20 protein-coding genes are annotated in these 18,660 nt (G+C 53.6%); 10 read left to right on the forward strand and 10 right to left on the reverse strand.

Going from position 1 to position 18,660, the window contains the following annotated elements; translation table 11 throughout:
* Positions 1–115: 115 nt before the first annotated feature.
* Both BMX45_RS07760 and BMX45_RS07765 read left to right on the forward strand, forming a co-directional pair.
* A complete protein-coding gene (locus tag BMX45_RS07760) occupies positions 116–508 on the forward strand; it encodes a DUF6220 domain-containing protein (RefSeq protein WP_090909183.1) in 393 nt (130 codons plus the stop codon).
* Positions 509–515: 7 nt separating this feature from the next.
* Positions 516–725, forward strand: a complete 210-nt coding sequence (locus tag BMX45_RS07765; RefSeq protein WP_090909184.1) for a DUF5957 family protein — start codon at positions 516–518, stop codon at positions 723–725.
* 15 nt (positions 726–740) lie between these two features.
* Here the strand turns inward: BMX45_RS07765 and BMX45_RS07770 are convergent, their stop codons facing one another.
* Positions 741–1,019 (reverse strand): hypothetical protein, encoded by a 279-nt coding sequence (locus BMX45_RS07770; protein ID WP_090909185.1) that lies wholly within the window; start codon positions 1,017–1,019, stop codon positions 741–743.
* A gap of 189 nt (positions 1,020–1,208) precedes the next feature.
* Here BMX45_RS07770 and BMX45_RS07775 point away from each other — a divergent pair, with 189 nt between their 5' ends.
* Positions 1,209–1,895: an HAD family hydrolase gene (locus BMX45_RS07775; RefSeq protein WP_090909186.1), complete on the forward strand. Its 687-nt coding sequence runs from the start codon at positions 1,209–1,211 to the stop codon at positions 1,893–1,895.
* A 108-nt stretch (positions 1,896–2,003) separates the two neighbouring features.
* On the opposite strand, the gene BMX45_RS07780 is transcribed toward BMX45_RS07775, so the two are convergent.
* From BMX45_RS07780 to BMX45_RS07805, 6 genes are read right to left on the reverse strand one after another with little or no spacing between them, the layout of a single operon-like run.
* Positions 2,004–3,119, reverse strand: coding sequence for a YheC/YheD family endospore coat-associated protein (locus tag BMX45_RS07780; protein WP_090909187.1), 1,116 nt, complete (start codon positions 3,117–3,119; stop codon positions 2,004–2,006).
* Positions 3,101–3,625: an N-acetyltransferase gene (locus BMX45_RS07785; protein WP_090909188.1), complete on the reverse strand. Its 525-nt coding sequence runs from the start codon at positions 3,623–3,625 to the stop codon at positions 3,101–3,103. The genes BMX45_RS07780 and BMX45_RS07785 overlap by 19 nt, the downstream gene beginning before the upstream one ends.
* A 53-nt stretch (positions 3,626–3,678) precedes the next feature.
* A complete protein-coding gene (locus BMX45_RS07790; protein ID WP_090909189.1) occupies positions 3,679–4,785 on the reverse strand; it encodes a YheC/YheD family endospore coat-associated protein in 1,107 nt (368 codons plus the stop codon).
* Positions 4,782–6,155: a YheC/YheD family endospore coat-associated protein gene (locus tag BMX45_RS07795; RefSeq protein ID WP_090909190.1), complete on the reverse strand. Its 1,374-nt coding sequence runs from the start codon at positions 6,153–6,155 to the stop codon at positions 4,782–4,784. The genes BMX45_RS07790 and BMX45_RS07795 overlap by 4 nt, the downstream gene beginning before the upstream one ends.
* A complete protein-coding gene (locus BMX45_RS07800; protein ID WP_090909191.1) occupies positions 6,152–7,276 on the reverse strand; it encodes a YheC/YheD family endospore coat-associated protein in 1,125 nt (374 codons plus the stop codon). The genes BMX45_RS07795 and BMX45_RS07800 overlap by 4 nt, the downstream gene beginning before the upstream one ends.
* 14 nt (positions 7,277–7,290) lie before the next feature.
* On the reverse strand, positions 7,291–8,685 hold the full coding sequence (locus BMX45_RS07805; protein WP_090909192.1) for a YheC/YheD family endospore coat-associated protein: 1,395 nt from the start codon (positions 8,683–8,685) through the stop codon (positions 7,291–7,293).
* Positions 8,686–8,821: 136 nt separating this feature from the next.
* Here BMX45_RS07805 and BMX45_RS07810 point away from each other — a divergent pair, with 136 nt between their 5' ends.
* The 4 genes from BMX45_RS07810 to BMX45_RS07825 all read left to right on the forward strand — a co-directional run bounded on the left by BMX45_RS07810 (position 8,822) and on the right by BMX45_RS07825 (position 12,356).
* A complete protein-coding gene (locus tag BMX45_RS07810; RefSeq protein ID WP_090909193.1) occupies positions 8,822–9,988 on the forward strand; it encodes a DUF445 domain-containing protein in 1,167 nt (388 codons plus the stop codon).
* Positions 9,989–10,065: 77 nt separating this feature from the next.
* The gene (locus BMX45_RS07815) at positions 10,066–10,413 is read left to right on the forward strand and encodes a YlbF/YmcA family competence regulator (protein ID WP_009595776.1); all 348 of its coding nucleotides are present in this window, start codon (positions 10,066–10,068) and stop codon (positions 10,411–10,413) included.
* A 141-nt stretch (positions 10,414–10,554) separates the two neighbouring features.
* Positions 10,555–10,842 carry a hypothetical protein gene (locus tag BMX45_RS07820; protein ID WP_015736991.1) on the forward strand — a complete coding sequence of 96 codons (288 nt, stop codon included), beginning with the start codon at positions 10,555–10,557 and terminating at the stop codon, positions 10,840–10,842.
* A gap of 179 nt (positions 10,843–11,021) precedes the next feature.
* Positions 11,022–12,356: a DRTGG domain-containing protein gene (locus tag BMX45_RS07825; protein WP_090909194.1), complete on the forward strand. Its 1,335-nt coding sequence runs from the start codon at positions 11,022–11,024 to the stop codon at positions 12,354–12,356.
* A gap of 84 nt (positions 12,357–12,440) precedes the next feature.
* Here BMX45_RS07825 and BMX45_RS07830 read toward each other — a convergent pair whose 3' ends face one another.
* The 3 genes from BMX45_RS07830 to BMX45_RS07840 all read right to left on the reverse strand — a co-directional run bounded on the left by BMX45_RS07830 (position 12,441) and on the right by BMX45_RS07840 (position 13,733).
* Positions 12,441–12,752 (reverse strand): YtpI family protein, encoded by a 312-nt coding sequence (locus BMX45_RS07830; RefSeq protein ID WP_090909195.1) that lies wholly within the window; start codon positions 12,750–12,752, stop codon positions 12,441–12,443.
* 147 nt (positions 12,753–12,899) lie between these two features.
* Positions 12,900–13,403 (reverse strand): sporulation membrane protein YtrI, encoded by a 504-nt coding sequence (locus BMX45_RS07835; protein WP_009595061.1) that lies wholly within the window; start codon positions 13,401–13,403, stop codon positions 12,900–12,902.
* Positions 13,404–13,406: 3 nt separating this feature from the next.
* Positions 13,407–13,733 (reverse strand): YtrH family sporulation protein, encoded by a 327-nt coding sequence (locus BMX45_RS07840; protein ID WP_009595060.1) that lies wholly within the window; start codon positions 13,731–13,733, stop codon positions 13,407–13,409.
* Between the two features lie 178 nt (positions 13,734–13,911).
* Between BMX45_RS07840 and BMX45_RS07845 the strand changes: the two genes are divergently transcribed.
* From BMX45_RS07845 to BMX45_RS07855, 3 genes are all read left to right on the forward strand, one after another.
* Positions 13,912–17,607, forward strand: a complete 3,696-nt coding sequence (locus BMX45_RS07845) for a DNA polymerase III subunit alpha (RefSeq protein WP_090909196.1) — start codon at positions 13,912–13,914, stop codon at positions 17,605–17,607.
* A gap of 146 nt (positions 17,608–17,753) precedes the next feature.
* Entirely contained in the window at positions 17,754–18,248 is a 495-nt protein-coding gene (locus BMX45_RS07850) for a phosphatidylglycerophosphatase A family protein (RefSeq protein WP_090909541.1), read from the forward strand.
* 156 nt (positions 18,249–18,404) lie between these two features.
* On the forward strand, positions 18,405–18,593 hold the full coding sequence (locus BMX45_RS07855) for a hypothetical protein (protein ID WP_006212044.1): 189 nt from the start codon (positions 18,405–18,407) through the stop codon (positions 18,591–18,593).
* Positions 18,594–18,660 lie beyond the last annotated feature (67 nt).

The raw sequence follows: 18,660 nt of genomic DNA on the forward strand, positions 1-18,660 counted from the left end.
TTCCAGCCGCAATTGGAAAATTTCACGGAATCCGCAAGCCATCATCACAAGATCGCAACATTTCGATGATAGGATGATCTCGTAAAAATTTTTAAATCGAGAGAGGGATATCGACATGACGCAACAAGCTGTAAGAAAAACACCGCTGGCCGTATGGATTTCGTTAGGGCTGGCATGGTTATTTGTTGTTTGTATTGCTGTTCAGACGTTAATTGCCGGCATGGCGCTGTTTCACGACGGATCGATGTGGAGAAGCCATGCCCTGTTTGTCCATTTTTTTGAAATCGTGCCGCTGCTCATGCTGATATTTGGTTTTGCAGGCAAACTGCCCGCCCCGTATAAATGGAGATCACTGGCTCTGTTGTTATTGGTCTTCAGCCAATACCTCACGGCCAACCTGCCTGGCGCAGGGGCATGGCATCCGGTCATTGCCATCGGATTGTTCTGGCTTGCCGTGGATACGGCACGTGGTGTCCGCCCGTCCAATCGACAGGAACAGATGGGATAATACGAACATGAGAAGCCTTGCCGTGCTGGTTATGGCTTTAATCGGAGGTTTTGCAGGCGGGATCGTTCTGAATGCAGTGATCGCCGTTACGTCGCACATGGTATTTGGAGGAGACGAGGACGGGTTGAAGGGGCTCAGATATCTGCCGTTTGTTACCTCGGCATGGTACGCCGCTACTTTAATGATCTGGCGGCCGCGCCAGGAATTTGAACAATAACGCTTCGTTCCGGCGTTACCCTTCAACCGCCAGCGAGATCCAAACGAACAGGATATAGAACAGGATCGGTATCACAATCCCCAGGGACAACAGGTACCATACGAGCGGTGTCCGAACCATCTCCTTCACCAGGGCGATCGGGCTTCGGACATATCGGCCCTTCTTAAGCCGGCTAACCATCCGCTTGAGAATGGCGGCTTGCTCACGGGGATCGTACCGGTCCAGCTCTGCCAGCAGTTCGGCTTCCAGCAGCCCGATGGCCGATGCTTCACCAGACTCCCTTGTTTCCGGCATGTTCATCCTCTCCTTTCTTCGCACTTATTGTATATATAACAACGTTAAAGCCGCCTTGGTTACGCATGATGATAAAGACCAAAAGCAGCCGTAATGGGGAAATGGGATTTGCAGATGTGATATGGTTCCTATATGATGAGGGGAGATTGGACTAGAATCAGATTATATGGAGCGAAGGGAAGGACAAAATTGGAGAAAACAGCTACGTTAATCAAGCCGGAAGCGATGATATTTGACATGGATGGAACGCTGTTTCAGACGGAGACCCTGCTGCTGCCCGCCTATCACAAATTGTTCGACATTTTGCGCGAAGAAGGGCACTACGAAGGAGAAACACCGGATGAGGAGCTCATGCTTGGATGTCTGGGGATGCTGCTCGAAGACATCTGGAAGAAGGTCATACCGGATGCGACGCCGGCAGCCCATAACCGTGCAAACGAGCTGCTGCTGCAGCTGGAGCTCGAAGGTTTAAGCGATGAAGCAGCCGTTTTGTATCCTGAGGTGAAGGAGACGCTGGAGGAGCTTCATCGGCGCGGCGTCCGATTGTTTGTTGCCAGCAACGGCCTGGAGGATTACGTGAAGGGCATCTCCCAAGCGAGGGGGCTTATGCCGCTTTTTGAAGGAATCTACAGTGCCGGAGAGCACGGAACGGCTTCGAAGGTGGATTTGGTCAGATTGCTGCTGGATCAGCATGAAATCAAGGATGCCTGGATGGTAGGAGACCGGTCATCGGATGTTGAGGCGGGCAAAGAGAACGGACAAACCGTCATTGGCTGCCGCTACGCAGGTTTTGGCAAGGATCAGGAGCTGAAGGGATCGGACGTTGTCATCCATTCTTTTTCACAGCTGCTGAAGCTTCATGACCAAGCCGAGTAGATTGGATAGGAGTCACAAAGGCTGTTCCCAAGGGTAGCATGCAACCCTCTTGGAAACAGCCTTTGTGCGTGTTTCGGATTCTAGTATTCGATTCTCCGGGATTTGGCCTTAAGCATTCTTCGCGGATTTTTTTTGACTGTATACCCACAATGCATATTCTAAGGGCTTCACCATGGATTCACGGTAGGCAGCCGTATCGCCGATCTGGGAGAATACTTCCCTTGATGGCTTAGGATTCACCTCCAGGAGAAGAACCCTTCCGGTTTTATCCACTGCCAGATCCAGCGCAAGCTCGCACAAGCCTCCGTATTGTCCGTCCAGAAATTGGGCTATGGCCACGCCGAGGGAATCGGCTTCCTCGCGAATGCTGGCGCGCTTTGCCGGATCTGCGATCCATTTGCTTAACAATTCTTCCATCATCGTCGCGCTTCCGCCGCCATGCAGGTTGGAGGTTACACTTCTCGGCGCCCCGACGCGTCCCACACAGCCGGTCACCTGCCATTGACCGCTTCCGTCTTTCTGCACGAGCATTCGGTAGTCATGCACTCTTCCGTCCGGCAGCTCCAGCTGTATTCCCTCTTGGACGAGGTATCGGTCTTTATTTCCCCAGCCCGATAAATATTGCGCCAAATGGCCCGATGGCATCCGTTTCGGCTTAATGATGCTCCGATTGGAATTGCGTCCCCGGATTTCGTACGTGCCGGTAACGCCCGGCACCTTCGCAATCCGCAGGATTCCGCGTCCGCCCGTTCCGTTGATCGGCTTAAAATAAACGACAGGGTGAACCTGGAGCATCCGGTGAATGTCACTTGTGCTCGTAACGATCCGGGTGTCCGGCAGATGGGGCCGGAAGCGTTTTTTGGTGGACAGTATTTGATGAATCGTCCATTTGTTGCGCAGCGGACGGTTCAGAAACAGCAAGTACCGGTAGCGGGAACGAAAGCGCAGCAGCTGTTGAAAGCGCGGGCTCTTTTGAATGCGGCAGCGGTCAAAGATCATGTCGGGAAACGGCCGCCACCTCCGGCTCCATCTTTGATGGTCAGGGTCGTACTCCATGGCGTTGATCAGCCCTCGGGCACTGTTGACCTCGGCGGGGGTGAAGACGTAGACGTCCAGCCCCATTGCCTTTCCTTCCTTGATCATATGCTCGTAGATATGCCGTTCCTCCAGCTTTTTCCGTTCATCCAAGTAAAGCGTCATAATACCTAAGACGGGTTTCGACACAGAGGTTCACCTTCTTGAATAGAGTCAGCATTAAATGGTTGGTGCAGGGGCAGGACTCCGCTCATAATGAGCGGAGGTTTTCCTGTAGGACCTTGCTCAAGAGCAATGGCCTGCATCCCTGCATGAAAGCACATTTGCAAACTTGCCGTATGATCTGCAGCCACTTTGCATCGCAGCCGCCCGAACCTGGATAATTGCGAGCGGATCAGGGAAGAACCGATTTGCCGGTTGCGGTATAGAGGGTGCACAGCAATCATACAGGCACTTTCTCCATAATCCGCCGCAAAGCAAATTCCCACCGGTATGCGCCCGATATCGCCCCGAACCGTTGCCGCCATGATCGAAGTGCCGGGCTGCAGCAGCTCGTCGTAGGATAACGATGCGAGACGCTGATAATCTTCACGGGTTAGACGCTTGTTGCTGTAACGCCGGAAGAACTCGCTGCATTGCTGTCTGGCATGCGGCCATTCTTCCGGGCTTGCGAGAGAGAGGCATGAGATTTCCACATGATCCCCTCCTTTCCGTGCATCTTTGGCCGGTGCTTGAGACCGTGCAAGATTTACTTTTGCTTGATCAGATAGTCGGAATATTGAAAAATCCGCTCCAGTGATTTTTTGCGGATCGCCGGTTCGTCAAATTTCATCGGTCTTGAATTCGCCTCGAAGAACCAAAGGACGCCTTCGTTATCGATTCCGAGGTCCATGGACATTTCCCCATGGATCTGCCCGGAGCATTTCTCAATCTGCCGTGCCATATGCACGGCTGCCTTTCTAACCTCGCTCAGGATGGCATCGGACCGTTCCGGACCGAATACGACCGGCAGCAGCTTCTCCGGGTCCTCAATCGTTCCTCCGCGGGGAACATGCGTGGTTATGCTCTTGGCCCCTGCCATGCGTGCTCCGATTCCCGTGACCGCCCAGAAACCCGAATCGTTCTTTTGCACAAGAATGCGGAGATCAAAGGAGCGGCCATGGACCTGAGCCAGCTCGATTCCCTGCTGAATAAGGTATGAGCTTCCTTTGGTTTCCTGATAAACCCGGTTCCAGAGCCTTTCCAAGGAAGCCGCTTTGTACGTGGTACTGTTTTTGTTATTCTGAATCTGGATGCGGTAGGGAAGCGATTTGTTTTTCTGGTAACGAATCCTCATAATTCCTTGACCGGCCTTGCCATCCTCCGGTTTTAGATACAGGTAGGGTTTCCGCTTCATCATCTCACATAAAGTCGGATACCCCTTCAAGCGCTTAGTGAGAGGCGTCCACTGCTTGGTTAACCGCGATTTGTTCAGCCAAGCGAACAGTCTCCACTTATTAAAGAAATGTGGGTTGTAGAGATCGATATGGGGATGGCTTTGGCATTCCTTGATTTTGCGGCGAACCCATGGCAGGGCTTCATCCTCACGGTATGGAATCCGGTTATAGATAACCTGGGGCAGAGGACATAACCTCTGCTCCCAGGAATGGTCGCTCAACAGCATATAACCTTTGACAGCATCCGTATCAAGCTTCAGATCGCGCACCGTGACCACATAGACCAGAAACCCCATATCTTTTCCCGTCTTGATGATTTCCTGAAAGTTTTGCCGGTTGCCTCTGAACATGGTTTGCGTATCGTGCATGGTCAAGATTGCTACAACCGGTCTTCCATCACTCTCCACTCGGCTGATCACGAATCATTCCCCCTGTGGAAGCCGCTCAGATACAAACTGTGATCAAAAATATGCTCGACTGATGCTCTTCCTTCCGCTTTAAGTGAAGGGTGGCTGAAAATCGATCTGCCCGGCTTCGAATTCGCTTCAAACATCCAGATTCTCTCGTTATCGTCTATTCCGATATCGAACCCGATTTCCCCAAGCAGATGCGGGTGGTGATTCTCGATCGCTTCCGACATTGCAATGGCGGCTTCCTTGGCGCGCTCCAGCACATCACGCGATCTGGTTCCAAAAGTGCGGGAGAGCGCCAGTTCCGGCGTCAACAGCGAGCCGCCGTTCTTGATATGCGTGGTGACGCTGCCGCGTCCGGCTTTCTTGGCGCCGATGCCCACCACGGCCCAACGGTTTCTGCTGTTCTTATGCATATGGAACCTGAAGTCGATCGGACATCCGTCGATTTCAATGAGACGGATTCCTTGCTGGATGACGTAGTTCTTCAGCTTGGCACCGTGCTTTGCCTGAAGCATCCGCATCAGACTGTTAAAGTTCGGGAATTTGAGCAGCGTGTTGCCGCCGTTTCCGTGATAGCGGGCATAGTATCCTTTTTTGGGAAGATAGGTTAACCGGTAGATACCCAGGCCTAAACTTCCGGCAGAAGGCTTATAATATACGAAATGATGGCGTTCCATCATATCCTTAATCCGCTCGGGACTAGGATTGTTGTAGGTTTCCGGCAAATATTTGCCCGCCTGCAGGTCGCCGTCCAACTGCGAGTAGACATCCGATTTATTGAAGAACGCCCAATTGAAGAATTTGATGTTGCGTTTGCCGAATCGGTCCCTCAGTTGGTTGGTAAAAGGGGAGAAGTCGGTTTTCCGGCTCGGTAGGCGGTTATAAACGACATCAGGAAGCGGAACGGTCTTGCGAATGAAGCCGCCGCCGGAACCAAGCATATAGGCATGAACGGTTTCGCGCTGCCAGTTAATATCCCGTGGGGCAAAGGCATATACGAACATTTTTTTGTTGCCTTCGCGAAGCAGCTGCCGGATATACGAAGTGCGGGCTCCAAAAGGACTGGATGGATTTGGGGGACCGTCGGACAGAACCCCGACCACGGGCCCCAGTTCAAGTTCTCCCTCACGGGGGGAGTGGATATACACAGGACCCTGTCTGGGAACGTTGATGCTGTTTCGGACTCCGCTGCTTAAATAGATGTGCTTTCCCGACCGTTCGATCGGTTTCACGGCAGCGGACACGGTATTGGTGCCAATGCGAAGCTTTATCGATTTCTTGCTTGATAGCCCCAGGCTCTTGAGAAGCGAACCGGATAAAAAGACGACTTTTTCGGGCTGCTGCGAGAAATGAATATTTCCGAAATTCAAACTCATGTATTTACCCTCCTAAGTTGTCGAAGCAATAAATAACGGGCGTATTGAATCGGATGTTCGACGGACAGCCGGGCTGCGTGACCATCTCCCGTTAGTGTAAATGCGCGTCGGCCTGGTTTGGAGTTGACCTCCAGAATCCAGACCCGACCGCTGGTATCCACGCCAAAATCGATTCCCAGCTCGCCGAGCCGGCCGAATCCTTCCTCCAGCAGAGCTGGAAGCTGAGCGGACAAATCCCGGATGGTCCGCATGATCTCCGTGGCCTTTTCTTCTCCGAATTCGGTCGTTAGATAGGGGAGGGCGGGAAATGCCGTGCCTCCGCCATGAAGGTTTGAGGTTAATCCTTGGTTGGCTCCTTGCCTAACAGCGATTCCTGTGACGGACCATAAGCCGCGATCATTCTTTTGAACCAATGAACGGATATCGTACGGGTGCCCGTTACCGTTGCGAAGGTTCAGGAAAGGCTGAATGATAAACCGGCGGCGGCCGGTAAATCTTCTCACCCATTCGTTCATCTCTTGTACGGGGATGGTCTGCTGGAACATGCGATTGCCCCGATCCCTTCCTTGCAGTCTGACACGCTGTTGATCTGTCAATGCGAGGTACAAGGTGTGACGGCCCTGAGAGCCTCCGCTTGGCTTCATGAAGAGACGTCCGCCAAAGGCGGGCAAAGCCCGGCTCAGTGATTCGGCTCCCGTATAACTTAAGGTTGCCGGCAAATAAGGCTTGATGGCTGAGGAGCGCTTTAACAGTTGATGAACCTTCTGCTTGCCCGGCAGACCGCGTGACCACAGCTTAACGCCAAGCTGCGACATTCGGTTCAGAAGTTCACCGGCCGCGGCCGTTTCCTCGCCGCTTCGGTGCAGGCAACGGTCATAGACGATGTCAGGAAGCGGGAAGGTGCCGGTGCTCCAGCCTTCTTCCGGACTAAAGCGATATCCTTTTATCCTGTCCGCACCTGAAGGTGGTGAGGCATCATCCGGACAAAAAACAAATACCTGCATGCCGAGTCTCTCGGCCCTCACGCTTAGTTCGCGGAGAAATTCCTTCTCGGCAAACGGAGGGAAGCCCGGTTTGCGGCATGCCATGACACCCAGGGTGCCTATTATCTTTGAGGACATAAGGTTCTCCTTTTTTACAAACCCGTCAAGTATTGACAGTATTGAACGAGTCGTACGGCAGACGGCCTTACTTTGGAGTCGGCATTCAATGGCGCATTTTCGCCTTTGGAAGGCTTGGAGTTGACCTCCAGAAGCCAAATGCGTCCCGAGGTATCAATCGCCAAGTCGATGCCCAGTTCTCCGAAATGATAAGGAATGGCAGCCTCCAATCCATGAGCGATATCGAGCGCCGCTTGGTTCATTCGGGCGGGAGCCGTTTGCTTGGAGGATAACGGAATGCTGCTCATGGCCAGCGCGTCTTTGACGGAAGATAGCGTACCGCCTCTGGCGAGATTGGAAACAAAGTGGTTTCCCCCGGCAATTCGGGCCACGACCGAGGTTACTGCCCATTTGCCGTTTTTGTCTTTATGAACAAGCGCGCGAAAATCGACGTTTCGCCGGTTGATGCGGATTAAATCCAATCCTTGCTGAATTTGATAACGCGATTTTTTTATTTTTCCGGATAAGCTGCTGAACAGCTTTGGAAGCGAGGAGTAGGTGCTCTTCTTGGATCCTTCAAGAGAGGTCGTCATCGTTTGGTAATGGCCGTTCTCTTGCCGGGATATCCGGATGATTCCCTTTCCCAGACTTCCCCGCACCGGTTTCAGGAAGACCGTCCGATACGCGGCGCACATTTTTTTGAGAGTCGGATAACCACTGAGCAAATAGGATTCCGGCAAATATTTTTGGAGCTTCGCATCGGGTCCGAGCGCCTCGAAGACATCGGATTTATCGAGGAATTTCTCGTTAAAGATGTGGGTGCCGAATCGTGATTTTACTTCTCTCATAAAATGCTGTACGCTAGGACTATTCTCCAGTTTGCGGGTAGACAGCCGGTTATTAATGACGTCAGGAGCTGGAACGCTGCGCTTTTTCCAACCCGCGTCATAGATAATTGCTTCAAGTGTTGACGGGTTCGAACCGATCATGTCAGGGGTGAAAAAGTACACATATGCGCCTTGTTTCTTGGCCGCGTTTACCATTTCCAAACAGAAAGCCGAAATCGACCCGAAAGGTTTATCAGGTTCATCCGGTAAAAAGCGGCTGACCATGACACCGATGAGCGGACCGAGCTTCAGCATTTTTTCCGTTGGATAATATCTGACATTCAACGTGGTGCGAGGAAGCAGTTCCAAACTGCTGAATATGGTGGGGCTTAGGGCCAGCGTGTTCGATTTTCCTCCTGAAGTAACGCGGATTTCCTGCTTGAAGGAGCCAAAGGCAAGCTGTATCGGTGAATCTGTCGGGATACGGAGCTGTCTTATGAGCCGGTCACCAAGCTTGATATCGTTATCCGGAAGCTGGGCTGAGCGGATTAATTGAACCGATATCTTGGATTTGGTGTTGGATTTGATCTTGGATTTGCGCATGATGGATCTCCTTCCGACAACAACTGGATACTTAAGTGAACAGACGAATACTTCATCTGATCATTGCATGTAATGCATCATATGAGGACATATATCCCTTGGTGATTGTACTGCTCGGGAAAAAGGAGTGCTGAAGATGCAGAACTGGCTGTTTATTTTGGTGAACGTGTGCGTTGCTGCTTTTGTTGGCGGCATAACGAACCACTTTGCGATAAAAATGCTGTTTCATCCCCGCGAAGAAAAAATCATCCTGGGCCGCCGCGTACCCTTTACCCCGGGGCTCATCCCCAAGCGCAAGGACGAGATTGCCGAGTCGCTGGGGCATGTGGTTTCGGATTACCTGGTGACAAGCGAGGGCCTTCAGGATCTGATTCGCAGGCCGGTGTTCCGCAGCAAGATGGAGGAAAGCCTCCGGCGGAAGCTGGAGGAATGGAGCGAATCGGAGCTGAGCTTTGGGGATTTGGCGCTGAAAGTATGGAGCCCCGAGCAGTGGGAGCAGATGAAGGTCCGGGCGGAACAGCTGGCGCGCGAGCTTACGGCCCGAGGTGCCGCTGCCATATGGCACGGCTATGGACTTGAGGCGAAGCCGCTGAAGGAGCTCGTTCCCGGCTGGTCGGAGGAAACGATCCAGGGCTGGAGCGCCGCCGCAGCCGATACCGTGCTGAAGGAACTGAAGCATACGCTCTTGTCGGCAAAGGGGCAGCTCATGCTGTCGGACGTAGCTTCTTCGCTCATCGATAAGGCGGGCGGGTTTCTCGGTACGATGGCCTCAATCTTTGTGGATGAGGATAAACTGGTACAGAAGATGACCCCTGTGCTGATCCAGCAGCTGGAGGGAGAGAAGGTCCGCAAGACCATCACGGACATCATCTCCGGTAAGCTGTCCCATTACGGGGAGATGCCGATCGGTGATATCATTGAACATGCATCGGATGAGCCGGGGCTTGCGTGGCTGACCCGGACATTGGATGACAAGCTTCCTTGGTCCACATGGATTCAGCGGATCGAGCTTCTTCGCGTTGGCGAAGCGATCGGCCCGCGCATGCCGGCTATCGAGGCGGCCCTGCCGGGAATGCTCGATAAGGGGCTGGGCTTCTTGGAGCGAAGCGTCCCGGGGGCCATGAAGGCCGTTAACTTGCCGCAGCTCGTTCAGGAGCAGGTGGAGAAATTTCCGATCGAGCGGCTGGAAGAGGTCATACTGAGCGTATCCGGCCGCGAGTTCAGGGCCATTACCTGGCTCGGGGTTCTGTTGGGCGGGATCATCGGATTATTCCAATCGCTGCTGACGATGCTGTGGAGATGAGATGTTAAGAGTTAAGATGTGGCAAAGCGAACGAACAAAACGGCTGCTTTAGCCGAACATAGGGGAGGAACCCAAGAATGAACATTTATGACAAAGCACATGATTTGGCAAAAGCAATGAAGGAGAGCCAGGAGGTAGAAGAGATTACCTCCGCGATGAAACTCGTGGATGCAGATCCGGAGAGCAGACGCATGCTGGACGATTTCCGCCAGCGCCAGATGGAGCTTCAACAGCGCATGATGTCCGGAGACATGCCGGCCCAGGAGGAAATGGAGAAGATGGAGAAGCAGTTCGAGGTGCTGAGCCTGAACCTGAACATCCGCCGTCTGTTTGACGCCGAGCGGCGCCTGAGCGTCATTATCGAAGACGTGAACAAGATTATATCGGACAGCCTGCAGCATCTGTACGGACCGGCGCAATCCTAAGCGATCTCGTTTGTAACCATGGTGCGGCGGTTAACTTCGAAGACCATTCGAACATATTTTTAAAAACTTGTCTCATAAATTGCGCAAGCTCCTCATAGAGTAGAAATATAGATTTCAGAGAGTAGAGGAGCTGCGTTTACAATGAAAAAAAAGAAAAACAAGTTTAAACACACCGCATATTTATTGGTTGCACTCGGCATGCTGATATACGCCCTCCCGAGCATTTCTTTCTCCGGCGGGTTCTCTTGGGTTTCGCTGTTCGGTGCTGTCTGGGCGGGGTTTGCCCTGCTCGTGATCGGATCGCATCTCTATTATCTTATCGGAGTAGATGAGGCGAAGCAGAAAGCACTGGACGCAATCCGGAAGGAGAAATTGAGCCAGTGGGAACTGAAATGGCCTGAGGAACAGAAGAGCCAAGAAGCCAATTAAGTGGCGGATCGCAGCGAGAGCTGCGGTAAACAAAAACCTCCCTTGAAGCCGATGCGGCTGGATTATCGATCCGCCATCCTTCAGGGGAGGTTTTTTTGGATTTGACGGGTATGGGAGCGTCAGCGGACGTGATATAATAGATACAGTATAGTACAGATAGTGTTATGGGGGTGTAACAGTTGGACGTTCGGGATGATACGATTACAAAACACGAGCAGCTGGTTCAGTATATTGAAAGTTTGAAGGTGGGAAGCAAAATATCGGTGCGGCGGCTGGCCAAGGAGATGGGCGTCAGCGAGGGGACCGCATACCGGGCGGTGAAGGAAGCGGAAAGCCTGGGCATCGTTGTCACGAAGGAACGGATCGGTACGGTTCGCGTGGAACGGAAGCCGCGGAACATATCCGAGCAGCTTACGTTTGCCGATGTCGTTGAGATCGTGGAAGGGCATGTGCTTGGCGGTGCCGAAGGGCTGAATAAAAGCCTGCACAAGTATGTGATCGGCGCGATGAAGGTCGAAGCCATGATCCGCTATATCGACGCCGGCAGCCTCATGATCGTCGGTAACCGCGAAGATGCCCATTCCCTGGCATTAGAGCAGGGGGCAGGCGTGCTGATTACCGGCGGTTTTGGCACGAGCCGGGAAGTGAAGCTGCTGGCAGATCAGCTCGATCTGCCTATCATCTCGTCCCGACATGACACGTTTACGGTTGCCTCCATGATCAACCGGGCCATTTTCGACCGTTTAATTAAGAAGAAAATTATGCTGGTGGAGGATATTGCCCATGATAAGCCCAGGAATCACCAGCTGAAAAACTCCGTCACGGTTCAGGAATTCAAACGTATTTCGCAGGAGACGGGGGAAAACCGGTACCCGGTCACGGACGAATGGAACCGGGTCATCGGCATCGTCGGGGTTCGCGACGTGGAAGGGCTGGCCGAAACCCAGCCGATCGAGAAAGCGATGACCCGCAATCCGGTGACGGCCAGCATGAAGACCTCCCTTGCGTCAGCCGCGCAGATCATGATGTGGGAAGGGATCGATTTTCTGCCGATCGTGGACCGGAACCGCAAGCTGCTTGCCACCGTCACCCGGAAAGAGGTCCTTGGCGCACTACGGGATGCGCGGAACCAGCCTCAGCTCGGCGAGACGTTCGATCAGCTGATCTGGAACGGGATTGCGGAGGATCGGGATGAGGAAGGGCGATTGTTCTTCCACGGCTTTATCACGCCCCAGATGGCCTCGGAACTCGGAACGATTTCGCAAGGGGTGCTCACCACCGTGATGAGCCAGGCGGCCGTGAAGGCAGCCAAGGATATCAGCGGCTGGGATCATGTCCTCGATCATCTGTCGACGTATTTCATCCGGCCTGTGCAGATCGAGGATCCGATTGTCATTATGCCGAAATTGCTGGAGCTCAGCAGGCGCACCTGCAAGATGGAGATTGAAATCCAGCATCAGACGAGCCTGATTGCCAAAGCGGTCATGACGATGCAGGCGATCGATCACGGCTAACGCGAAACTTTCCCGACTAATAAAAAAGGGCACCCCGCCGGCCTTGTGGACCATGCGGGATGCCTTTTTTCAATTCAGCTTCATTCAGCCGGCCGTTCGCGAATTCTTCAGTCTGCTGTAATAGGTGCGGCTTCGAATGCCGGCAAATATATTGAATGCGCCGAGCACCAGAAACGCCGCTTCTACAATGACAGCTGGCGTGGAGCCGCTGAACAGGAACATGCACACCAGCGAAAGGGAAACCAGCATAATGCCCATGCAGAGGTTCATCATGGACATATGAATTCCGCGGTCGACCGGATCCGCTACTCGCCGTGCACGAATGCTATACAGCGCGGCAGCTACGACGGACAGGACGAGGACAATGTACAGGATATAGTGGATGACGGTTATCATGGAATGGAAGGCTCCTTTATATTCGGTAACATGCTCAGAGTGTGGCTAAAAGTGTGTGTTCATGTGCTGCCTCGTGATCAAAAGATGACTTTTGAACAACCTCTAAAAGCATGTTGGATTTGATCATTTACAATAGTATGTATTGTATCATGATCCCGTTGACTTTGCATCCAGATGATCGACGCCGACCCAGATTTGCAGCACGCCTTCCATGACAAGCATAGTTTTGATTTGGACCTTGTAATCTTTTTCCCGGACCGTATAGATTTTGTCGCTGAGGAGCGAACGGGTCAGCTTGCTGTCCGTATCGATATCAAACACGTTGCGGCCGCGAAGGGCGGCCAGATCGTCGCTCATAAGCCTGACTAGCTCTTTGATGATGACGGGATCAAGAGGCTCCCTGTCGTTTTGTTCGCTGCGGATCTTGATTTCCTTGATGACCGTGGATTGTTTATTGTATTTTTTTAACGAATCGATATCTTTTTCATACTGCGTTATTTTGAGCTGCTGTTCCTGATTCGTTTCCCATAATTTATTGTAGGCTGCATGATAAACCGAATTGTAGAGGATGCTGCCGACGACCATCCCCAGCACGAAGATGGATGCGACCTGATAGAAGGGACGGAATCGGTGGGCCGGAGGTACGCGCATGGATCAGCTCCGGCTGGAGCACACCCATTTGACCAGCTCGCTGCCCATATGTGCTCCAAGAAATGCAAAACCCAGATATAAAACCTGCTTGATGGCAGGGGATAGATTGCCGACTACCATGTTGCTTTCAATGACCCGCATCGGATCAATAGTGCCTCCGATGGCGGCGGCAAGCGCCCATATCTTAATCCGGTCGGCCACTTCTATCATGGTCAGGGTCGGGGGCTGCAGGGACAGCACGGCGCCCACGCCTCCCACCATGGCCCCCCCCAGCACGATGCCGAAGGCTATAAAAAAGTCCAGGATCGCTTTGGATAAAAAAACGCTCATGCCCTCATGTCTCCTTTCTTCTCTCGGTGGATGTCACGGCAACCGCCTGTCCACGTATTCCCTAGTTTCATTCTATGGGCGGGCCTAGCGGGATTATGATAAAATAGTATAAAGACTTTATAAGTTATTTCTGAGTTGATTTTAAATATATATGTACCGGCGAAAGGAAGGCGTTACGATGAGCTCTTTCGTGCATTTGCACGTGCATAGTGAATACAGTTTGCTCGATGGAGCGGCACGTATCGGTGACCTGGTGCGGGAAGCGGCGGCGCTTGGCATGAAATCGCTGGCGCTGACGGATCATGGCGTGATGTACGGTGCCGTTCCGTTCTATAAAGCCTGCCTGGCGCAGGGCATCAAACCGATTATCGGCTGCGAGGCCTATATCACGGCAGGCTCCCGCAAGGAGCGGGGAAGCCGCAAGGACCAGCCGATCTATCACTTGATTTTGCTTGCCAAGAATGAGACCGGCTATCGCAATTTAATGAAGCTGTGCTCGATCGGGCATTTGGAGGGGTATCATTACAGACCCCGAATCGATATGGAGGCGCTGGCCGCCCACCATGAAGGAATCATATGCCTCAGCGCCTGCTTGGGAGGCGAGGTTCCCCAGCATCTGCTTCATGGACGCGAGGCGGAAGCCAAGGCGGCTGCGCTTCGTTACCAGGCGATTTTTGGAGAGGATTATTATCTGGAGCTGCAGGATCACGGCATTCCCGAGCAGAAGCGCGTGAACCCCCAGCTGATTCAGCTGAGCCGCGAGACCGGCATTCCGCTGGTAGCGACCAATGATGTGCATTATCTGACCGAGAACGATGCCGAGGTTCAGGACGTCCTGATCTGCATCGGCACGGGAAAGACGGTCGAAGATGAAGACAGGCTGCAGATTCAGACGAACCAGCTCTATCTGAAGAGCGGCAGCGACATGGAGCGTCTGTATCCCCATGTGCCTGAAGCTATATTGAATACGGCTAAGATTGCGGACCAGTGCCATTTGGAGCTGGAGTTCGGCAAATCCATTTTGCCGGAATACAGCTCGCTTCCGGAAGGGAAGGATGCTGCGGAATACCTGCGGGATCTCTGCCTGAGCGGATTGCGGGAACGCTATGAAGGCACGGAACGGTGGCAGGATGAAGGGCAGCGCAGCGAGCTGGAGCAGCGCCTCGATTATGAGCTCGGCGTTATCGAGAGCATGGGCTTCAGCGATTATTTCCTGATCGTATGGGATTTTATCGCCTATGCCCACCGGAAAGGCATCGCGGTCGGACCCGGAAGGGGTTCCTCGGCAGGAAGCCTAGTGGCTTATACCCTGCAGATTACCAATGTGGATCCGATGAAATATAAGCTGTTGTTTGAGCGCTTCCTGAATCCGGAGCGGATCACGATGCCGGATATCGATATCGATTTCAGCGATGAGCGCCGGGACGAGGTCATCGATTACGTGGTGGACAAATACGGGAAAGAGCATGTGGCCCAGATCATTACGTTCGGTACGATGGCCGCAAGGGCAGCCGTCCGCGACGTCGGGCGTGCGCTGAATGTGCCGTTCGGGGATGTGGACAAGGCGGCCAAGCTGATCCCTAACCACCTGGGCATCAGCATTGAAAGAGCGATGGAGCAAAGCCCGCAGCTGAAGGAGCAGTACGAGACAAAGCCGAAGGTGCGCGAGCTGATCGACATGGCGATGAAGGTCGAGGGCATGCCGCGCCATGCATCGACGCATGCGGCCGGCATCGTCATTTCCAGGGAGCCCTTGACGGATGCGGTGCCGCTGCAGGAAGGCAGCGAGAAGACGGCGCTGACGCAGTATTCCATGGAGAATTTGGAGAGCGTAGGTCTCCTCAAGATGGATTTTTTGGGCCTGCGGACGCTGTCGATCATCGAGCGCACGCTGAGATGGATTCAAGAATTGACCGGCAGAGAGCTTGATTTCGAACAAGTGCCGGATGACGACCAAGCGACTTACGAAATGCTGGGCCGGGGGGAGACCACGGGCGTATTTCAGCTCGAATCCGCCGGAATCCGGCGGGTGCTGAAGGATCTGAAACCTTCGGTGTTTGAGGATATCGTATCGGTGAATGCCCTGTACCGCCCGGGTCCCATGGAATTTATTCCGAAGTTCATTCAGGCCAAGCACGGCCGGATCGAGCCGGAGTACCCCCATCCGGACCTGATCCCGATACTCGGCGATACGTACGGCATTATCGTATACCAGGAGCAGATTATGCAGATCGCTTCGACCATGGCGGGCTTCTCGCTCGGGGAAGCGGATCTGCTGCGCAGAGCGGTATCGAAGAAGAAACGCGAGGTGCTGGACCGCGAGCGCAGCCACTTCGTTTCAGGGAGCCTAAAGCTGGGCTATACCGAGGATGAGGCCAACCGCGTGTACGACATGATCGTCCGGTTTGCCAACTACGGATTCCCGCGCGCGCATGCAGCCGCTTATGGCGTGCTGGCCTTCCAGACGGCTTATCTCAAGGCGCACTATCCGGTTCCGTTCATGGCTTCCATGCTGACAGCCGTCATGGGCAGCCATCGGAAGGTAGCCGAATACGTGCTGGAGGCGCGGCGCATCGATATCGAGGTCATGCCGCCGGACGTCAACGAAAGCGGGACGTATTTTACGCCGGTCATGAGCCGTTCTGCTGCCGAGGGCGGCGGGATCCGATTCGGGCTTGCCGCCATCAAGAACGTCGGCACGCAAGCGGTGGAGAATATCGTCGAGATCCGGCGCGAAAAGCCGTTTGAAAGCCTGCTTGATTTCTGCCGCCGCGTCGACCTCCGCGTATGCAACAAGCGCGTGATCGAGTCCCTGATCCAGGCGGGCGCCTTCGACTCCTTGCAGGGGCACCGCTCCCAGCTGGTCGCCATGCTGGACGAAACGGTGGAAGCGGCCGTGAAGTGGAGAAAGGAGCGGGATGATCTTCAGATTCAGCTCTTCGACTTCGTGGAAACCGCGAATTGGGACATTGAATACCCGGACATCCCGCCTTATACTGCAAGTCAACAGCTTGAATTCGAACGCGAGCTGCTGGGCATGTATTTATCCGGTCATCCGCTGGACGGCTTTGAAGAGACGCTGACGGAGTCCGGAGCGGATCGGCTCATGGATCTGCATGAAGCGGAGGATGAATCGATGGCTACGGTTGCCGGCATGGTGGTCTCGCTGAAGACCATTACGACGAAACAAGGGAAAGCGATGGCTTTCATGGAGTGCGAGGATCAAATCGAGCGCTGCGAGGTGGTTCTCTTTCCGGAAGTGTGGAAGCGCAGCGCGCACCTGATTGAAAAAGGCGCCCTGCTCGCGATCCGGGCCAAGGTCCAGCTGCAGGACGAAGGCTTCAAGCTGCTGGCCGAAGAAATCGCTCCGCTTGAAGCGCAGACCCTGGGCCAGCTCGTTCGGAGGAGCAAGGTCCGGGGAACGCAGGGCGGCAGAGGCAGGGCCGAGGGAGCAGGCCGGGGCGCCGCGTCAGGCGCAACCGGCAAGCAGGCGGCTTCGGCCGGCGAACCAAATGCCGTTCTGAATTCAGCGCAGCCGCTTGCCGCCACGAAAGGCCAAGACCTGCCTCCGATCGGAAAGGAAGTTTCGGGCCTTAACCGAACGTCCGGGAAGGAATCTGGAGCAAACGCATCGAATCCTAAAGCAGAGCAGCGCGTGTTTGTAAAAATAACGGCCGATGCGGAGCGATCGGAGATGCTGGTCAAGCTGAAAGAGCTTCTGCAGCGGCATCCCGGGCCTGTGGCAACGGTGTTATTTTATGAACGAAGCCAGAAGGTGCTTGCGCTCAGCGATGCCTATCGGATCAAGCCCTCGCAAGAGCTCATTGCCGAAATGGAGAACATGCTGGGCAAAGACACCGTTAAAGTGAAGTGACATGAAAATTTAAGAACGTTTCCCATCCCTCCCGCATACAATTAGGACACTACAAGAATGTTGGCCGAGTATTCGCTTGAAGAAGGCACTTCACGGCGATGACCGCAGTGACAGAGCAACGGCCAAAGACGCGGGGGGGATTTGTGGTGTCAATGGACTTGGCAGAGAGCATGCTCAGCCGCAGAGGAGTCAGCGTAAACTCCATCGCGGATATTGTGTTGAAGCTTCAACAGCGTTACCATCCGACGCTAACCATCGCGCAGTGCGAGGAAAGCGTGCGGGCTGTCCTCGGGAAGCGCGAAGTGCAGTATACCCTGTATACGGGCATTGCGCTGGATGAGCTGGCGGAGAAGAAACTGCTGCCGGAGCCGCTGCAATCAATTATGGAGCAGGACGAACCGTTGTACGGTGTGGATGAGACCATGGCGCTCGGTGTCACAAGCATATACGGCATGATTGGACTGACCAGCTTCGGCTACCTGGATAAAGAAAAAATTGGCGTGATTGAGATATTAAATGAAAAAACGGACGGGATTCATGTGTTTCTGGATGATCTCGTTGCAGGCATTGCCGCCGCCGCTTCCTCGCGAATCGCGCATAACAATCCCGATGCGGCCCATTATGCCGCGGGATCTGACTGATTTGCGCGAGTGTTGTCGAATCGCTGCATAGGGTACGGATTTGGCTTTCAGCCCCCCTGCTCTCTTTGTTGAGGTAAAAACTGAAGTATGTTATCATTATCCATTATATCGGCTCAGGATATGCCTGTGGGACGAGATTAGGGGGATCTGAAAGGCATGTGGACGGTTATCTATATTGCGCCAACTGCAAAGGTGGCGGAAATGATCAAGACCAGGCTAACGGAAGAAGGGTTTTTGGTTCAAAGCCGTCCTGTGAATCTTTCCAAACAGCAGTTTGAGATTTTGGTACCCTCCGGAGAGCTTGAGGAAGTACAGGAAGTGTTGAATTCGATATTGCACCCCTAGTTTCATCTGGGTTACATAGCGAAGCTTAGCGTACGGATCGGCGATGTGCTATTGCGGCGGCCATTCA

This window comes from Paenibacillus sp. cl141a (assembly GCF_900109305.1).
GTDB classification, from domain to species: Bacteria; Bacillota; Bacilli; order Paenibacillales; family Paenibacillaceae; genus Paenibacillus_AQ; species Paenibacillus_AQ lautus_A.